This is a genomic window from Peribacillus sp. R9-11 (genome assembly GCF_031345095.1).
Taxonomy (GTDB): Bacteria; Bacillota; Bacilli; order Bacillales; family DSM-1321; genus Peribacillus; species Peribacillus butanolivorans.
In genome coordinates, this window is the sequence record NZ_CP133763.1 from 5,015,927 (window position 1) to 5,031,758 (window position 15,832).

A 15,832-nucleotide genomic window follows, 5' to 3' on the forward strand; every position below is an offset into this window, starting at 1 on the left:
ATTGACCTTACTTTGAAATTCCTCTCCAAAAAATAGTCCATGACGCCGCAAGTTTTTCCGCAATTCGGTCTGGATTATCGGCATAAACAAGTTCGACCATAATGGCCACGATGATGCCTGAATACGCCAGTGTCAGGGTTCGCGCATCTCCTGAGTTTAAAACCCCAGCGGATATCCATGTTCTGAATATCTTTTCCATTAAGGCTTCCTGTTGAACCTGAAGATCATCAGTCTCTTTCTGAATTTCACTGTATAGATGTGTTGGTGGAAAGAACCCCATACGAAGCCAGAACTTTAAACTCTCAACCTCCTGGAACATCTTTATCATTTCTTCCAAAAATCCGTATAGCGTCTTTTCCGGATCACTTTTTTTCATGATATTGAAATACTCAACATAAAACGAAAGTTCCATTTCCTTGGCGTCTTTAAGTACAGATAAAAACAGATCGTCTTTCCCTTTAAAATGAGAATATATTGATTGTTTTTTTATCCCAACATCTTCGGCAATTTGAGAAAGTGAAGTACCCTCATAACCATGAATCGTAAAATATTTGAGTGCTGCTTTTTTTATTTCATCGCTTTTCATAATGTTCACCTTTCATTGCTGAATATTATTTTCTGTATTTCTGATAAACCTATCATAACCTAACGAACGTTCGTCAGGCAAGTTCTTTCATTTTGGAAATTTAAGGTTTACCTCCTATTGAAATAAAGATTGGTCCGATTGAAACCATTCTATAAAGGAGGGTTCATGCTGCTACATTATTCCCTAGTATTAAAAGGATTATAATGTCTACCTGTCGAAATGATAGTCATAATAAAAAGGAGGGTTCAAATGAAACATCAGATTACCCCATACTTAACATTTGATGGACAAGCTAGAGATGCATTAGCATTTTATGAGGAAGTATTTCAAGCAGAGGTTTTTGATATACAATCATACGGGGAAGCTGATTTCCCAACACCTGAAGAAGCAAATGATAGGATCTTGCATGCTAAGATTAAAAAAGGTGAGTTATTGGTTATGGTATCTGATACGTTTCCTGGAAATCCCCTTGAGGTCGGGACCAATATTTCTCTCGTGCTGGAGTGTGAAAGCGAATCAGAGATCCAGCATTTATACGAGACATTGCGTGAAAATGGAACAACCTTAATGGAACTTCAAGATACCTTTTGGGGTGCACGATTTGCTAAAGTCAAGGATTGCTTTGGCGTTCATTGGGACTTGAATTACACAAAATGAATCAAAAAAATGGCCGAAAAATACCAATAGTATTTCCGGCCATGTATTATTATTTAAAGTCTTTATTTTTGGTGAAAAAGTCTAAATGAACATATCAAAATAATATCATATATTACTCTTTTGAATGCCTCTTATTAAATCACGTGAAGATAATTCAAGACATTTTTGCCGATCAGTAAAATGGTGACGCAAATAAATAATATACGTACATAGGCAGCACCTTTTTTTATCGCAAAGTTCGATCCTACTAATGCTCCGACAACCATTGCGAGGCCCATCGGAATTCCATAGACAAAATTGACTGACCCCATTGATAAGAAAATAATAAGTGCGGCAATATTGCTACCAAAATTAAGTACTTTTGCATTTCCAGCAGCCTGAACAAAATCAAATCCAATAATCAAAAATGAAAACAATAAAAAAGAGCCTGTACCAGGACCAAGAAAACCATCGTAAAAACCAATAGCAAATATTGCGATGATCAACATAATCATTTTCTTTCGTTTTAACCCTTTATATTTTGCGTCTTTACCCCAATCCTTTTTTAAAATCGTATAAATTGCGACGATAACTAATAAGATTAATATGAGCGGCTTTAGGATTTCAGGGGAAACAAAATGAACCACATATGCCCCTAGAATCGCACCAATCACAGTAAGCGGAAAAAGCTTCATGACAAATTTGAAATTCACTTTTCCAGCTCGAATAAATGAGATTGTACTCGTTAAAGAGCCCATCGAGCTTGCCAATTTATTAGTAGCAAGGGCTGCTGAAGGTGATATCCCTGTAAATAATAAAGCAGGAATGGAAATTAACCCTCCTCCGCCTACAACAGAGTCAATGAACGCAGCAATAAAACCAGCAAGTATTAAAAACAGCAAAGTATAGAGATTAATTTCCTCCATATATTCTCCTCCCTTCAAAAACAATAACTCTATTATACTCCCACTTTCTGTATCTGTATTTCTGGAATTTTAATGAAAATGAATTCTACCGATTACTCTTTTTCATTTAGAAATTCAAACAGTTTTCCCTCTGAAGTTACCGTAAAACCGTGTCGTTTTAGCAACGCAGCCGTAACTCCATTCCCAACCTTTTTCTTCCCCTTAAATTCACCATTATAAATCGTCGAACTCCCACAGGATGGACTGTCTTCTTTTAAAACTACAAGTGTGGCACCTACTTCTTGAGCCTTATTTAATGTTAAATTTGCCCCCTTTATGTACAAATCCGTTACATCCCTACCAGACTTTTCGATTATTTTTGCTTTCCCATTAAGGACATCTTCACCATCACCGCCAATTATCTCTGCAGGTTCTCTGGGAGTTGAAAAGCCACCAAGCAACTCAGGACATACAGTGATTGCCTTTTTTTCTTCTAACAATCTCAGAATTCTATTATCTAAGCTATGTGTACCATTGTATCTTACCTCTAAACCTGCTAGAAAAGAACTTACTAAAATCATTAAAATCACCTCATCATATTAGCTTAACAATATTTTACCATTCTTCTTAAATAATATTATTTGAACGATTAAAATCTGCTGAAGATTGTTATGCTCGATTTATTAGCTACGGGGGTCGATTTATTAGCGTGTAGGTCGAATTATTGGCGTGTAGGTCGATTTATGAGCGCGTATAGGTCGAATTATCAGTGCAAAGTTGAATTATGAGCGTGTAGGTCGATTTATTGGCGTGTAGGTCGATTTATGAGCGCGTAGGTCGAATTATTGGCGCCAAGGTCGATTTATTTAGCGCGTAGGACGAATTATTGGCGCCAAGGACGGATTATTGGCGTGTAGGTCGATTTATTAGCACCAAGGACGATTTATTGGCGTGTAGGTCGATTTATGAGCGCGTAGGACGAATTATTGGCGCCAAGGACGATTTATTGGCGCGTAGGTCGATTTATTAGCGTGTAGGTCGATTTATCAGTGCGTAGGACGAATTTTTGGCGTGTAGGACGAATTTTTGGTGTGTAGGTCGAATTATTAGCGCCAAGGACGAATTTTTGGCGTGTAGGACGAATTATTAGCGCCAAGGACGAATTTTTGGTGTGTAGGTCGAATTATTAGCGCCAAGGACGAATTTTTGGTGTGTAGGTCGAATTATCAGTGCGTAGGACGAAATTTCCGCAAAAAAGGTCAAATTCCACCAACCAAATCAAAAAAAAGCGCTTGCAGAGATACTATTTCTCGGCAAGCACTTCATTTATTCAGTTGGTTGAGTTTAATGATAACAATTGGTACGTAATGGTGGTTTTTTCGTTGGTCCATTCAACTTTTTGAATAACTGCTGTTCCGCTTGAGTCAGATTGAATAGTTTTACGGACGTCAATTGGAATGTCGATTGGATATAACCGATAGCCTGCTTTTGTTAGGCTGAAAATATTTTCTTGTTCTCGAATTTCGTTTCCTTTTGTAACGATCATGGTGTTGAGTTCCATAGGCATGCCCATGTATATCTCCTCCTCTGGCCAATGTATACTTCATTCTAACATTATTCCGTTTTATTTTTCATCCAAGTTGTTAAATCTTCGACTACTTTTCTGTTGACGGCTGGCGGGAAGTAATGTGTGAATTGAGGAAAATACCAGCTTTCTACCTCTTTATCATGGGTTTTCAACCGTTTTTCCAGCCGGTACGCATGTTCAACCGAGACATTGTCATCCAGTTCACCATGAATAATCAGAACAGGAACATTCAATTCTTCAATCGCAAACAACGGAGTCCGGAATTCATATTGGTCTGGGTATTTTTTAGGCGTGCCTCCAATGACTCGCTTCATCATGCGGCGCATATCGACCCGTTCTACATAAGTTAAAAACATATCTGACACACCGCCCCACGTTACAATTGACGCCGCATTCTTACAATAGATTCCAGTCCAAAGCGCCATGATGCCGCCACGGGAAAATCCGAGAATATGAATATGTTCCTTATTCACTCGGGGATGTTGCTCAAGCAGCTTGAATCCAGATATCGCATCGAACCGATCTTCGCCGGCAAAATCCTCATCGCCCTCGCCACCTTGATTCCCCCGGTAAAAAGGGGCAAATACGATAAATCCTTCTGCAGCATACTGGATAATTCTTGCAGGCCTCACCTTGCCTACATTTTTAATTCCACCTCGTAAATATAAGAAGGCATCGTGCATCTCACCATCCACCGGTTCAGCTAGCAATCCCTTAACCTTCAAGCCCTGTGATATGTATGTAATTAAATAAAGATGGATTTCTGGATGCGGTGATGGAAACCGCTGTTTTGAAATAATCGATCCGTTCTCCAATTTCCACGCCCCTTTCTCTTTCCTTTATTGTAAAACATCCAACAGTTTTTATCCCCTGATAGGCATTCACATATTTTTTCTCCCGTTCATACGATAAGGTAGGCAAAATACCTATTTATGAGGAGGAAAGAATTTTGAAAAAATGGTGTAAAGCAGGTGTCATGTTTTTGCTCATGTGTTTGCTTCTGATTCCGCTTGGAGCATGCGGCAGCAAGGAAAAAGAAACAACGAAGGTCAGGGTTGCCGAAGTGACCCGCTCCCTTTTCTATACACCGCAATATGTCGCGATTGAAAAGGGATTTTTTAAAGATGAGGGCTTATCTATTGATTTAAAAACGACAGCAGGCGGCGACAAGACGATGACCGCTCTCATTACGAATGGAGCGGACATTGCTCTCGTGGGCTCTGAAACATCGATTTATGTGGCGCAGGGATCAGACGACCCGGTCATAAACTTTGCTCAATTAACGCAAACAGATGGAACGTTTCTTGTTTCACGTGAAAAAATTGACAATTTCAATTGGGATATGCTGAAAGACTCCACATTTCTTGGTCAGCGTAAGGGCGGAATGCCGCAGATGGCCGGCGAGTTTGTGTTGAAAAAACATAACATTGACCCGCAAAAGGATTTGAATCTCATCCAGAATATTGATTTCGCTAATATCTCAACTGCATTCGCTTCCGGTACAGGTGATTTTGTACAGCTATTTGAACCAACTGCCAGTGTGTTTGAAAAAGAAGGAAAAGGCTATATCGTCGCTTCTTTCGGCACCGAGTCTGGTCATCTTCCTTATACGGTTTATATGGCTAAACAAAGCTATTTAAAGGAAGACAAAGAGACCGTTCAGAAATTCACGCGAGCTTTGAAAAAAGCACAGGACTGGGTTCAGGAAAGTGATGCATCAGAAATTGCTAAAGTCATTCAGCCCTATTTTGAAGATACCAATCTAGACACGATGGAAACAGTCATCAACCGCTACAAAGAACAAGGCTCCTTTGCCACTGATCCCATTCTTGATGAAGAAGAGTGGAACAATCTGCAAGACATCATGGACGAAGCCGATGAGCTCCCTTCAAGAATTAGCCATGATGAACTGGTAAACACCGATTTTGCTGTAAAAGTATCAAAGTAGCTAGAGGTAAGGAGGATGTCCGATGAGCTTTTTAAAAATCCAAGACATTCACCATACTTATTTTTCAAATAAGACGGCAGCGACCGCACTCGCGGACATTTCCCTCGACATTGAAAAAGGTGAATTTGTCTCTTTTCTTGGTCCGAGCGGCTGCGGAAAGACGACCCTGCTTTCCATCATCGCCGGACTATTCCCGCCCACTTCGGGAAAGATCCTGCTCGAAAACAACCCGCTGAAGGCCGACAGTGACTTATCAATCGGCTATATGCTGCAACAGGATTATCTTTTCCCATGGAAAACGATTGAAGAAAATGTTTTATTAGGATTAAAGCTGATTAATAAGAATGAAGGCCTGGAGAGAATAAAGACGTTGAAACTGTTGAGTGATGTTGGATTGGGAGGCACCGGAAAATTATATCCGCGTGAACTTTCCGGAGGGATGAGGCAACGAGCTGCTCTGGCACGAACACTCGCAGTGGACCCAAAAATCCTCTTGCTTGATGAACCGTTTTCGGCCCTAGATTACCAAACGAAGTTGAAGCTTGAAGACCTTGTTTTTGAAACTCTGAAATCTTTTGGAAAGACGGCAGTGCTTGTCACCCATGATATTGGTGAAGCCATCGCAATGAGCGACCGGATTTATCTATTTTCCGCGAAGCCAGGCAGAATTTACAAAACTTTTGAAGTACCTGATGAACTACGCGAACTAACACCTTTTCATGCCCGTAATCACCCACACTATTCGGTATTATTCCAAACGATCTGGAAGGAGCTTGAGAGCCTTGAATATTGAACAGCTTCATAGCCAGTATAAAACCTCTTTGAAAAAGGAAAACAGGCTAATTCGCTTTTATCAGATCCTGATTTTCATTGTCTTTTTCAGCAGTTGGGAACTTTTTTCTCGGATGAAGTGGATTGACCCGCTCATCTTCAGTTCGCCCTCTAAAGTGTGGCATCTATTTATAAAGAAATTAGGTGACGGAACACTTCTTTCCCATTCAGGCGTGACCCTATTCGAAACCGTGCTCGGCTTCATCATCGGGACACTGCTTGGAACGATACTTGCTTCCTTGCTCTGGTGGTCGCCGAGGTTGTCGAAAACGCTCGACCCGTATCTCGTCATTTTAAATGCAATGCCAAAAGTCGCCCTCGGACCTATTATCATCGTAGCATTCGGACCAGGTTTCCCGTCAATCATCTCGATGGGAGCGATCATTTCCATTATCATCACCACTATCGTCGTCTACACAGCATTTCGCGAAGTCGATCCCAACTACCTAAAGGTACTGCAAACATTCGGTGCCACAAGGGCTCAGTCCTTCCGGGAAGCCATATTACCAGCATCCTTCCCGACTATTATCTCGACATTGAAGGTGAATGTAGGCCTCTCCTGGGTCGGCGTCATCGTCGGTGAATTTCTCGTCTCAGCAAAAGGACTCGGCTACTTAATTATTTATGGATTTCAAGTCTTCAATTTTACCCTCGTTATGCTCTCCTTGATGATTATTGCCTTCTTTGCGACAATCATGTACCAACTTGTCGAACTACTCGAGCGAAAATTAATCAAGGATTAACCTAACTGCCGATACTCGTCGGCAGTTTTCATATTTACCGGGTTTACTCGTGAATTAGATGGTTTTACTCGTGAGTTTTCGGGTTTTACTCGTGAATTAGATGGATTTACTCGTGAATCTATGCAATTTACTCGTACAAACCATCCAACCTCGCTAAACTCAACGGCACGATTTCATCTTTCATGATAAAACTAAACTCCTCACCTAGCACATCCGGCAACACATCCAATAGAATCGGTCCATCCGTTTCTAGATAATTTTCTTTCCACTCTATCTCACTCAACTTAGCAAAGTAAATCGATTTTACAAATGGCTTCACTGGATTATGAACTTTATACTGTCCCAAAAATTGCAGGTGTTCCACCACTCCTCCGGTTTCTTCATACACTTCCCGTTTGGCCGCTGCTTCAATCGATTCCCCAGCCTCCCGCTTTCCGCCTGGAAACTCCAATCCCCGCTTACGGTGTTTCGTCAATACCCACTTTCCTTTAATTCTGCAGAGCACGAAAACATGCCAAGCTTCCCCAAAAACAGGATCCACGGAGAATTCCACCTTATATCCGTTCATATCACAAAACTGTTTCATATTTCCCCTCTCTCTATTTAAGAAAAACGATTTCATTATTGGAGTCACCATTCATTATATGGAATAAAAATCCCGCTATCCAGCGAGAATTCTCTTCACATTGAAAAAACGATGGCCTCTCAATATTCGAGGCCATCATCTGTTCGTTTTGCCTGTAAAATTCCCATACTCTCTATATGCCGCTTTCCTTCTTCAGTTCCAAGTTTATGAATCATTTCGTATATCTTTTGAAGCGTGATATCCTGTTTATCATTTTCCCGGTCAAAATGATATTGAAGATACGGGACGTGGGCGCGATAAAAGTTTTCTTCCCCTACTGAATAATTGTAATCAAATAACTCACGCAACTGCAGGATTTCGTTGTCGGTTGCTTCGATTTCAAAATTCCACTCAGAACCTTCCCTATCTTGTGAGATTTGCCCAGTTGGGAGCCAAATGTAATACGTTTTCCTATTTTCAGACACATCCATCCACCCTTTCAATAAATCCTACGCTTATTTTTTCACGTAACTCTCCACTTCATACAATGGAAAATTTTGTTTACAGAAGACCAAAGATGTTAAATAATAGATTAAAGTATCTTTCATAGGGTAAAACATATAATATAGGCAAGCATCCCTACAAATTTTTATATGCACCCAGAGGTTTTTTTGATAACCTACATATAAAGAGATAACGGATTTCTAAAAAATGTGAGGTGAAAGTTTTGAAGTTAATTGAAGAATTATACAATATGTACCGTAATAAGTTGACCGGTGATGAAGAAGACATTGATATGCTTACTTTTGCGGTTCTGGAACAACTGGACAGGAAGGAAATTTTCGAATTGCTTCAAGAGATGGATGATCAAGAACTAACCAATCTAATGGGCCTTTACATTATTGAAACGTTAAAAGGGAAGTTCGCTCAAAACAGCATGAACGATACGAAACCTACACATTTTCCACCTCGGAATATTCATTAATACATACCATTCAGGTATCCCTCTTTATGGGATGCCTTTTTTCTTTCCGCTTTATGAAAGTTATTGGTGAAATAGACACAGAACCTCTTTCTATCGTACAAATATATTAAAAAAAGCCCTACCGAAGTAGAGCTTTTCAAAAGAAACCTTAATGTCCTAAATACGCACGCAGCATCCATGCATGTTTGTTTAAGCTTTTCTTCATGCCTGTCAGCATATCAGCTGTAACCGGATCTTCTTCTTCAGCAACTGCGATAATTTCTAGGAACTCTTCGGAAAGCTTCTCGAAATCGCTGATGACACTTTGCACCATATCTTCTGTATTTTCGGTCCCTGTTGCTTCTTCAATAGTAGTCAATTCCAAATATTCTTTAAGCGTAGCAACTGGTTTTTCACCAATGGCTAAAAGTCGTTCAGCCAGCTCGTCATAATTAGCTGTCACTTCTTTATATAATTCTTCCAATTTTTGGTGAAGTTCAAAGAAGTGCGGTCCATTCACGAACCAGTGGTAATTGTGAATTTTCGTATAAAGAACACTGAAGTTTGCAATTTCCTTATTCACTAAAGTTCCTAATTTTTTCTGAGCCATAAATATCTACCTCCGTAAGTTGGTTATACCTTTATATTTCCCTCTATTCGAAAATTGAAACATTATCTGACTCGGTTCTTATGCTAAAATGAATCTAAATTGTGAACGTTAGGAGCTGTAAAGTATGATTACGGTTTTAGTTATCTCCATTATTGTGATTCTGATTGTATTGGCCTTATCGGTCCTAACAATCGGAAAAGGTTACAGCTACAAGCATACAGTGGATCCGGTCGATCCTTTGCCTGAGGATGAGGGAAAAAAAGAAGAACCCGAAAAATAAAAAAAGTTCCTGTCACAAATGGACAGGAACTTTTTTATTAACCGAAAACTTTATGAAGATCTTCTTTATCTTGTGACAGCCAGAAATTCATTAATTTCTTAGCTCCTTCAAGATCATGCAACTTCGCTTGGCCGCATTGTTTTTCGTTTGCAGCAGGAATTTCTGTAATTGTAACAGCATCCTTGAATGTATCTTCAAGAACATCGATGATTTCCGTCACTGTCGGCTCGCCGCTGACCACAAGGTAATATCCTGTTTGACATCCCATAGGTGATATATCGATAATATCAAAATGATCGAACCGCTCAGAATGCTTACGGATATTGAAAGCTAGCAAATGTTCTAATGTGTGGATTGTATCCGGCTTCATCGCTTGTTTATTCGGCTGACAAAAACGGATATCAAATTTATTAACAACACCATCTGTTCCAACCTTATGGACACCGCAATGTCTAACATATGGGGCTTTAACAGCGTTATGATCTAATTCAAAGCTTTCAACTGAAGGCATTTAATTCACTCCTTAATTGTATGTCATTTCTATTTTACCTTGAATTACAATATATTTCACCCTTTAAAATTAATTCCCATTATTTCAATCGGATTTATCCTTGCGCTTGTTCCTTTATTAACCTTATTGGAAACAAAAAAAATATGCTATAATTAACGGTATTGAATTTTACTCGAAAAGAGATGAAAACGTCTTGCTGAAAAAAGTATTAATGGAAATTATCCGTATTTACCAAGTTGTGATTTCACCATTAAAACCGCCTACCTGCCGTTTTTACCCAACTTGTTCCCATTACGGTTTAGAAGCGATAAGTCGATTCGGACCGATAAAAGGAAGCTGGTTATCCATCGTCAGGATTCTTAAATGCCATCCTTTTCATCCAGGCGGTATTGACCTCGTTCCCGAAAAAAAGAAAAAGGGTGAAGATCACTAGAAAAAAACCTTGCTTTCTTGTGTAATCTTTTGTATTATACAGAAGTCAAATCGTAATCATTTCGTTTTTAAATCATAGATCTCAAATCGTAATCAGTACGAATTATCTAAAAAGGAGAGTTTTATATGAAAAAAGGTGTACTTCTCTCCCTTTTTCTGGTTACAGCGCTATTTCTTTCAGGCTGTGGCAATTCAAAGGGAGAAACTACTGATACTAATAAAGACATTTTAAACGTGTACACTACCGTTTATCCTTTGCAATACTTCACAGAAGCAATTGGTGGAGAGTACGTAAACGTCGAAACTGTTTATCCACCTGGTACTGATGAACATTCATTTGATCCCTCTCAAAAAGATATTGTAAAAATGGCTGAATCAGACCTATTTTTCTATATTGGTTATAATCTTGAAGGCTTTGTCACAAAAGCAGAACCGATTTTAAGCAAAGAAGGCGTCACTACAGTCGCTATAGGTGAAACGGTTCATTTAGATGAAGATGAGCATGCACACGAAAACGAGCATGCGCATGAAGAAGACGGCCATGATCATGGTGGCGTTAATCCCCATTTGTGGCTAGATCCCATCTATTCCATTGAAATGGCAAAAAGCATTAAGGACGAATTAACGAAGCAAATGCCTGAACAAAAAGACTACTTCGACAACAAATTCAACGAACTTACTGTAAAACTTAAAGCTCTTGATGAAAAATTCGCTACGACAATTAAATCGGGTCGTACCAATAAGATTATCGTTTCTCATTCCGCATATGGTTATTGGGAAGAACGATACGGACTTGAACAAATTGGCGTCACCGGCCTTACGTCTTCAAACGAGCCTTCTCAAAAAGAACTAGGGAAAATCGTAACAATGGCCGACAAAGAAAATCTTCACTACGTCATCTTTGAGCAAAATATCAGTTCTAAACTGACTGAGATTATTCAAAAGGAAATGGGTGCGAAATCACTTGAGCTTCATAACCTTTCCGTCTTGACAGATAAAGATATCGAAGCCGGTGAAGATTACTTTAGTTTAATGGAAAAAAATATCAAGACGCTACAAACTGCGTTGCAATAGACAAAGAAGAGGCAGACTCAAATGGGTCCGCCTCTTCTTTGCTATTGCCATTTTTATAGTTTAAAGTTTCTTTCTTTGTCTCGAGCTATACATGGCTCAAGATGTAAAGTGTTCCGTTGACACCTGTTCCTTCTGAAAACATGGCAATCGCTGTGCTGCCTATCCGGTTCTTCTATTTCTCTAAGTGTTTTTCACGGATTCTTTCCATTTTTTCCATCAGTTTCGTCCCAATTGTAGACTCGAATTCCGGATAGATGACCGTCATTTTATCCATCCACTCTTTTTTTTCTTCATCAGATAATGTGTATATGTCGATATTGGATTTTTTCTCAATTTCTCGAAGCTGAGCTTGATTCATTTCATTGGACTTGATCCATAGCCAATTCGTTGTATCGTCCATTGCCCGCTGAATTTGTTGCTGAATGTCCACCGGAAGCTTGTCCCAAAACGGCTTATTCATCATGACAACATAGCCTAAATACCCGTGATTACTGATAGTTAAATATTTTTGAACTTCGTATAGTTTCTTGGAATAGATATTCGAAATCGTATTTTCCTGGCTGTCCGTTTTATTGATTTCCAGGCTTTTGAACGTATCATTAAATTCCAGCTTAGATGTTGTGGCCCCAAAATGCTGAAATTGGCTTTCAATCACCGTACTTGGCATAATCCGGAAGTTCTTCCCTACAAAATCTTCTGGATGGCGAATTGGCTTATTGCTTGTAATTTGCTTGAAGTTATTCGACCAGAATGCTAGCCCTTCTATATCTATCGTATTTAACTGATCTAGTAGCTCATCTCCCACTTCTCCATTCAATGCTTCCTGTAAGGCGGCATCCGTTGGAAAGACATAGGGCAGGTCCAAAAGCATCCACTTTTTCGATATGCTTGTAATTTTAGAAGTGGTCGGGGCAATCATCTGCACCTTATTTTCGTGTAAAGCATTGATTTCTTCATGATCACTATATAAAGATTGATTAGGGTAGACTTCAATTTTGACACGGTGATTGGTATATTCATCAACAAGATCTGCAAATCGGTTCGCTGCTAGCCCTTTAGGCGTATTTTCAGCGACTACATGGCTGAACTTAATTACAATTTGATCTTCCATTCCTACCTGCTCTTCATCCTTAGGCAGATCAAAATTGGAGCTAGAAAAGAACGATTGAAATGAAATATATACCGCAATCAGCAACCCTATTCCAATTAAAACAAAGTACCCCCAAAAAGCACGCATATTGACATCTCCTTACCGCTCGCTTCACAGTATATCTATTCTATCACAGCCTTTTTCCTGTCGTAATACAATGCGCGAAAAATAGCGAAAAGTGTTAGAAATTCTGTTACTATTAAGTATAGAAGTAATGGAGGAAAAATAATGGATAAATCCTTTCATATGCCGATTCAATTGAAGATTACCCTGCTATCATTCGTAATCGTAGCTTTTTCGATTCTAATAGGCGGGATTTTTATATTTGGAAACATCGTTTCAATCAGGGAGGATGAAATTGGCAAACGCTCCATGATTACAGCCCATACCATTGCCGAACTACCTGAAGTACAAAAATTAGTCCGTGAATCAGAAGGTTGGACAAAACTAAACCCTATGATTGAAAACTTAAGAAAAATTCATCAAGCTGATTATATAGTTGTGCTGAACAATCAACATATTCGCTATTCCCACCCGGTTTTCAGCCAATTGGGAACACAATCAAAAAGCAACGACGAAAGCGCTGCTTTTGCTGAACATGAATATCTATCAAAGGCTTCTGGCGAACTTGGAATTTCAGTCCGTGCATTTGTCCCGATCCTTGATAAGGAAAATGAACAAATCGGTGTCGTTCTCGTCGGAAACATATTACCGACAATTCCCGAATTAATCATGGACTTGAAAGGCCAAATCGCGATTATTCTATTACTTACACTGCTGTTCGGCGTATGCGGCTCCTGGCTCATGGCCAGACGGATAAAAAAAGAAACCTTTCAACTTGAGCCTCATGAAATTTCAAGAATGTTAGTCGAAAGGACCGCTGCCTTTAATGCGATGCATGAAGGTGTCATTGCAATAGATAATAATCAAACCATCACAATTTTTAATGAAAAGGCAAAGCAAATGCTAAATATCAGTGGCGCGGTGATTGGCAAGAATATCAATGACATTATTAGTGATACCCGCCTGCCAGAAGTGCTAGACCGGACATCTCCTATCTTCAATCAGGAAATTTCGGTTCAAAACAGAAACCTTCTAAGCAACCGGGTACCTATTAAAATAGCCGATAAAACCATCGGAGCTGTGGCAATCTTTCAGGATCGTACCGATGTAGCGAAGCTTGCTGAAGAATTGACGAGTGTCAAAGCATTCGTTGAAGCCCTACGTGTTCAAAACCATGAACATATGAATAAACTTCATACGATAGCAGGATTGATTCAACTTGGGAATTTAGATGATGCACTACAGTACATTTTTCAAATTACAGAAGAGCAAGAGGAATTGACCAGGTTTTTAACGAAGCACATTCACGATGATAATTTAGTGGGGCTACTATTAAGTAAAATCTCCTTAGGGCGTGAACTTGGAATCGAACTCATCATGGATAAACATACGAAACTGGACCGCTTTCCAAATGATATGGATCATCATGATTTCGTATTGATTATCGGGAACTTGATAGAAAATTCCTTTGCAGCCCTCAAACATTTATCAGAAGAACCAAAGCAAGTCTACCTATCCATCTATCAGGATGAACAGCATTGCCAAATTGTACTTGAAGATAATGGGTCCGGTATCCCCGAGGAGATTCACAAAGATATATTTGAGTATGGTTTTACAACAAAAGGTGCGGAAGGATCAGGAATTGGTCTCTATCTTATAGACCAAATTGTAAAAAAAGCGAATGGCGAAATGAGTTTTACAACACGTCCTAATGAAGGAACAAGCTTTTTTCTTTCTTTTCCCATGCATGATATAGAGGAGAACCAAAATGACTAACCAAATTCGCGTACTTTTAATTGAAGACGACCCAATGGTCCAAGAGGTAAACAAGCAGTTCATTGAGCGGCTACAAGCATTTAAAGTCTTTGATACAGCTTCCAATGGACTTGAAGGTCTTGAAAAAATCAGGCAATCTAAACCGGATCTTGTCATTTTGGACATCTTCATGCCTTCTTTAAACGGGGTAGATACACTCTATCAAATAAGAAAAGAACAAATTGATGTGGATGTCATCATCATTTCGGCAGCTAATGACCAGAAAACCATCCGAAAAATGATACAAAACGGGGCTTTTGACTATTTAATTAAACCATTTAAATTCGAGAGACTAAAACATACACTTGAGCAATATTATGCTTTTCGTATGGAAGTTGAACCCGACCATCAGATTTCTCAAAATCAACTCGACCGAATTCTCTTTCAAAATAAAACATCTCCTGAAACGAGTCCGAAATACGATGTTCCTAAAGGGTTAAATGGTGCGACCCTTGAGCAGGTCACAAAATTCATAAAAACTCAGCCTGGATCTTTATCTGCGGAGGAAGTGGCCGATGGAATTGGAATTGCCAGAGTAACAGCCCGTCGCTATCTAGAATACTTACACGGCGAGGACGTTCTGCAGCTTGATGTCCAGTACGGCAGCATTGGCCGTCCAGTTAATCGATACCGTCTAAAAAAATCTTAGAACATATGGGGACCTACTAGAACCATAGCGGTTCCCTTTTAGCTTCTTAACCTACGCTCCCGTTGTTCTGTTATATATGCCCCACTTTCTCTTCAAGAGAAACAATTCACACTCAGCCAATGCTGTAACTTCTTTAATGACAAAATCCGGAACGCCTCTTCTTAATAGAATTTCTGCAATAAGGTATGGCTTTTTCATATACTCTCCCCTCCCTATTCCTTAGTTGTTTCACTTTTCTCTATTATACAAAATAATCCATAAAAGGAAAAATAGACAAAGCCCCATTTTTCGAAAAAAATATGACTTTTGGAGAATTAGGAATTACTTATTTTTAAACACCGTATCTGTTTTATGAGTCGTTTTATTTAGAGGAATAAGATGAATAGGGTAAAAATCCATTTGTATCATACTATTAAAAAAGTTTATTAAGGGGTGGATTTTAATCCAAGATTGTTTTATTTGTTACTAACACACAGGAATCA

At 39.2% G+C, this 15,832-nt stretch carries 21 protein-coding genes; 10 read left to right on the top strand and 11 right to left on the bottom strand.

The genetic code is table 11. The features are described from left to right. Positions 1-7 precede the first annotated feature (7 nt). On the bottom strand, positions 8-586 hold the full coding sequence (locus RE409_RS24265) for a TetR/AcrR family transcriptional regulator (protein ID WP_201187000.1): 579 nt from the start codon (positions 584-586) through the stop codon (positions 8-10). A 249-nt stretch (positions 587-835) separates the two neighbouring features. Between RE409_RS24265 and RE409_RS24270 the strand changes: the two genes are divergently transcribed. Then, entirely contained in the window at positions 836-1,243 is a 408-nt protein-coding gene (locus tag RE409_RS24270) for a VOC family protein (protein ID WP_201254018.1), read from the top strand. A gap of 134 nt (positions 1,244-1,377) precedes the next feature. Here the strand turns inward: RE409_RS24270 and RE409_RS24275 are convergent, their stop codons facing one another. The 4 genes from RE409_RS24275 to RE409_RS24290 form a co-directional block, all read right to left on the bottom strand. Then, entirely contained in the window at positions 1,378-2,148 is a 771-nt protein-coding gene (locus RE409_RS24275; protein WP_201187002.1) for a TSUP family transporter, read from the bottom strand. A gap of 92 nt (positions 2,149-2,240) precedes the next feature. Next, a complete protein-coding gene (locus RE409_RS24280) occupies positions 2,241-2,708 on the bottom strand; it encodes a 2-thiouracil desulfurase family protein (protein WP_309558221.1) in 468 nt (155 codons plus the stop codon). Positions 2,709-3,457: 749 nt separating this feature from the next. Continuing rightward, a complete protein-coding gene (locus tag RE409_RS24285; protein ID WP_053347907.1) occupies positions 3,458-3,700 on the bottom strand; it encodes a DUF2584 domain-containing protein in 243 nt (80 codons plus the stop codon). Positions 3,701-3,741: 41 nt separating this feature from the next. After that, complete coding sequence (locus RE409_RS24290; RefSeq protein WP_201187006.1) at positions 3,742-4,530, bottom strand: alpha/beta hydrolase family protein; 789 nt, start codon at positions 4,528-4,530, stop codon at positions 3,742-3,744. Between the two features lie 161 nt (positions 4,531-4,691). On the opposite strand from RE409_RS24290, the gene RE409_RS24295 reads away from it, so the two are divergent. The 3 genes from RE409_RS24295 to RE409_RS24305 are packed head-to-tail and all read left to right on the top strand — an operon-like array spanning position 4,692 to position 7,237. Beyond that, on the top strand, positions 4,692-5,663 hold the full coding sequence (locus RE409_RS24295) for an ABC transporter substrate-binding protein (RefSeq protein WP_201225075.1): 972 nt from the start codon (positions 4,692-4,694) through the stop codon (positions 5,661-5,663). Positions 5,664-5,685: 22 nt separating this feature from the next. Then, positions 5,686-6,456 carry an ABC transporter ATP-binding protein gene (locus tag RE409_RS24300; RefSeq protein WP_201222843.1) on the top strand — a complete coding sequence of 257 codons (771 nt, stop codon included), beginning with the start codon at positions 5,686-5,688 and terminating at the stop codon, positions 6,454-6,456. Then, on the top strand, positions 6,383-7,237 hold the full coding sequence (locus RE409_RS24305) for an ABC transporter permease (protein WP_201222842.1): 855 nt from the start codon (positions 6,383-6,385) through the stop codon (positions 7,235-7,237). The genes RE409_RS24300 and RE409_RS24305 overlap by 74 nt, the downstream gene beginning before the upstream one ends. A 127-nt stretch (positions 7,238-7,364) precedes the next feature. On the opposite strand, the gene ytkD is transcribed toward RE409_RS24305, so the two are convergent. Both ytkD and RE409_RS24315 read right to left on the bottom strand, forming a co-directional pair. Further along, a complete protein-coding gene (gene ytkD, locus RE409_RS24310) occupies positions 7,365-7,823 on the bottom strand; it encodes an RNA deprotection pyrophosphohydrolase (protein ID WP_309558222.1) in 459 nt (152 codons plus the stop codon). 119 nt (positions 7,824-7,942) lie between these two features. After that, positions 7,943-8,293: a hydrolase gene (locus RE409_RS24315; RefSeq protein ID WP_201187014.1), complete on the bottom strand. Its 351-nt coding sequence runs from the start codon at positions 8,291-8,293 to the stop codon at positions 7,943-7,945. A gap of 227 nt (positions 8,294-8,520) precedes the next feature. On the opposite strand from RE409_RS24315, the gene RE409_RS24320 reads away from it, so the two are divergent. Then, on the top strand, positions 8,521-8,787 hold the full coding sequence (locus RE409_RS24320) for a DUF6154 family protein (protein ID WP_376103862.1): 267 nt from the start codon (positions 8,521-8,523) through the stop codon (positions 8,785-8,787). A gap of 148 nt (positions 8,788-8,935) precedes the next feature. Here the strand turns inward: RE409_RS24320 and RE409_RS24325 are convergent, their stop codons facing one another. Beyond that, positions 8,936-9,376 (bottom strand): Dps family protein, encoded by a 441-nt coding sequence (locus tag RE409_RS24325; protein ID WP_201187016.1) that lies wholly within the window; start codon positions 9,374-9,376, stop codon positions 8,936-8,938. 124 nt (positions 9,377-9,500) lie between these two features. Here RE409_RS24325 and ytzI point away from each other — a divergent pair, with 124 nt between their 5' ends. After that, positions 9,501-9,656: a YtzI protein gene (ytzI, locus tag RE409_RS24330; RefSeq protein ID WP_081113018.1), complete on the top strand. Its 156-nt coding sequence runs from the start codon at positions 9,501-9,503 to the stop codon at positions 9,654-9,656. A 37-nt stretch (positions 9,657-9,693) separates the two neighbouring features. On the opposite strand, the gene RE409_RS24335 is transcribed toward ytzI, so the two are convergent. Next, on the bottom strand, positions 9,694-10,167 hold the full coding sequence (locus RE409_RS24335; RefSeq protein ID WP_201187018.1) for an S-ribosylhomocysteine lyase: 474 nt from the start codon (positions 10,165-10,167) through the stop codon (positions 9,694-9,696). A gap of 211 nt (positions 10,168-10,378) precedes the next feature. Here RE409_RS24335 and yidD point away from each other — a divergent pair, with 211 nt between their 5' ends. Continuing rightward, complete coding sequence (yidD, locus tag RE409_RS24340; protein ID WP_397444195.1) at positions 10,379-10,600, top strand: membrane protein insertion efficiency factor YidD; 222 nt, start codon at positions 10,379-10,381, stop codon at positions 10,598-10,600. A 125-nt stretch (positions 10,601-10,725) separates the two neighbouring features. Then, a complete protein-coding gene (locus tag RE409_RS24345; protein WP_309558224.1) occupies positions 10,726-11,673 on the top strand; it encodes a metal ABC transporter solute-binding protein, Zn/Mn family in 948 nt (315 codons plus the stop codon). A 172-nt stretch (positions 11,674-11,845) separates the two neighbouring features. Here RE409_RS24345 and RE409_RS24350 read toward each other — a convergent pair whose 3' ends face one another. Continuing rightward, positions 11,846-12,910 (bottom strand): DctP family TRAP transporter solute-binding subunit, encoded by a 1,065-nt coding sequence (locus RE409_RS24350; protein ID WP_201222840.1) that lies wholly within the window; start codon positions 12,908-12,910, stop codon positions 11,846-11,848. A gap of 141 nt (positions 12,911-13,051) precedes the next feature. Here RE409_RS24350 and RE409_RS24355 point away from each other — a divergent pair, with 141 nt between their 5' ends. Both RE409_RS24355 and RE409_RS24360 read left to right on the top strand, forming a co-directional pair. Further along, on the top strand, positions 13,052-14,662 hold the full coding sequence (locus RE409_RS24355) for an ATP-binding protein (RefSeq protein WP_201187027.1): 1,611 nt from the start codon (positions 13,052-13,054) through the stop codon (positions 14,660-14,662). After that, the gene (locus RE409_RS24360; protein ID WP_053347921.1) at positions 14,655-15,350 is read left to right on the top strand and encodes a response regulator; all 696 of its coding nucleotides are present in this window, start codon (positions 14,655-14,657) and stop codon (positions 15,348-15,350) included. The genes RE409_RS24355 and RE409_RS24360 overlap by 8 nt, the downstream gene beginning before the upstream one ends. Positions 15,351-15,401: 51 nt before the next feature. On the opposite strand, the gene RE409_RS24365 is transcribed toward RE409_RS24360, so the two are convergent. Next, positions 15,402-15,548: a hypothetical protein gene (locus tag RE409_RS24365; RefSeq protein WP_157443825.1), complete on the bottom strand. Its 147-nt coding sequence runs from the start codon at positions 15,546-15,548 to the stop codon at positions 15,402-15,404. Positions 15,549-15,832: the final 284 nt, after the last annotated feature.

Coding starts and splice junctions, on each gene's coding strand:
- RE409_RS24265 (WP_201187000.1), bottom strand. CDS start 586: ATGAAAAGCGATGAAATAAAAAAAGCAGCACTCAAATATTTTACGATT.
- RE409_RS24270 (WP_201254018.1), top strand. CDS start 836: ATGAAACATCAGATTACCCCATACTTAACATTTGATGGACAAGCTAGA.
- RE409_RS24275 (WP_201187002.1), bottom strand. CDS start 2,148: ATGGAGGAAATTAATCTCTATACTTTGCTGTTTTTAATACTTGCTGGT.
- RE409_RS24280 (WP_309558221.1), bottom strand. CDS start 2,708: ATGATTTTAGTAAGTTCTTTTCTAGCAGGTTTAGAGGTAAGATACAAT.
- RE409_RS24285 (WP_053347907.1), bottom strand. CDS start 3,700: ATGGGCATGCCTATGGAACTCAACACCATGATCGTTACAAAAGGAAAC.
- RE409_RS24295 (WP_201225075.1), top strand. CDS start 4,692: ATGTTTTTGCTCATGTGTTTGCTTCTGATTCCGCTTGGAGCATGCGGC.
- RE409_RS24300 (WP_201222843.1), top strand. CDS start 5,686: ATGAGCTTTTTAAAAATCCAAGACATTCACCATACTTATTTTTCAAAT.
- RE409_RS24305 (WP_201222842.1), top strand. CDS start 6,383: ATGCCCGTAATCACCCACACTATTCGGTATTATTCCAAACGATCTGGA.
- ytkD (WP_309558222.1), bottom strand. CDS start 7,823: ATGAAACAGTTTTGTGATATGAACGGATATAAGGTGGAATTCTCCGTG.
- RE409_RS24315 (WP_201187014.1), bottom strand. CDS start 8,293: ATGGATGTGTCTGAAAATAGGAAAACGTATTACATTTGGCTCCCAACT.
- RE409_RS24325 (WP_201187016.1), bottom strand. CDS start 9,376: ATGGCTCAGAAAAAATTAGGAACTTTAGTGAATAAGGAAATTGCAAAC.
- ytzI (WP_081113018.1), top strand. CDS start 9,501: ATGATTACGGTTTTAGTTATCTCCATTATTGTGATTCTGATTGTATTG.
- RE409_RS24335 (WP_201187018.1), bottom strand. CDS start 10,167: ATGCCTTCAGTTGAAAGCTTTGAATTAGATCATAACGCTGTTAAAGCC.
- yidD (WP_397444195.1), top strand. CDS start 10,379: ATGGAAATTATCCGTATTTACCAAGTTGTGATTTCACCATTAAAACCG.
- RE409_RS24345 (WP_309558224.1), top strand. CDS start 10,726: ATGAAAAAAGGTGTACTTCTCTCCCTTTTTCTGGTTACAGCGCTATTT.
- RE409_RS24350 (WP_201222840.1), bottom strand. CDS start 12,910: ATGCGTGCTTTTTGGGGGTACTTTGTTTTAATTGGAATAGGGTTGCTG.
- RE409_RS24355 (WP_201187027.1), top strand. CDS start 13,052: ATGGATAAATCCTTTCATATGCCGATTCAATTGAAGATTACCCTGCTA.
- RE409_RS24360 (WP_053347921.1), top strand. CDS start 14,655: ATGACTAACCAAATTCGCGTACTTTTAATTGAAGACGACCCAATGGTC.
- RE409_RS24365 (WP_157443825.1), bottom strand. CDS start 15,548: ATGAAAAAGCCATACCTTATTGCAGAAATTCTATTAAGAAGAGGCGTT.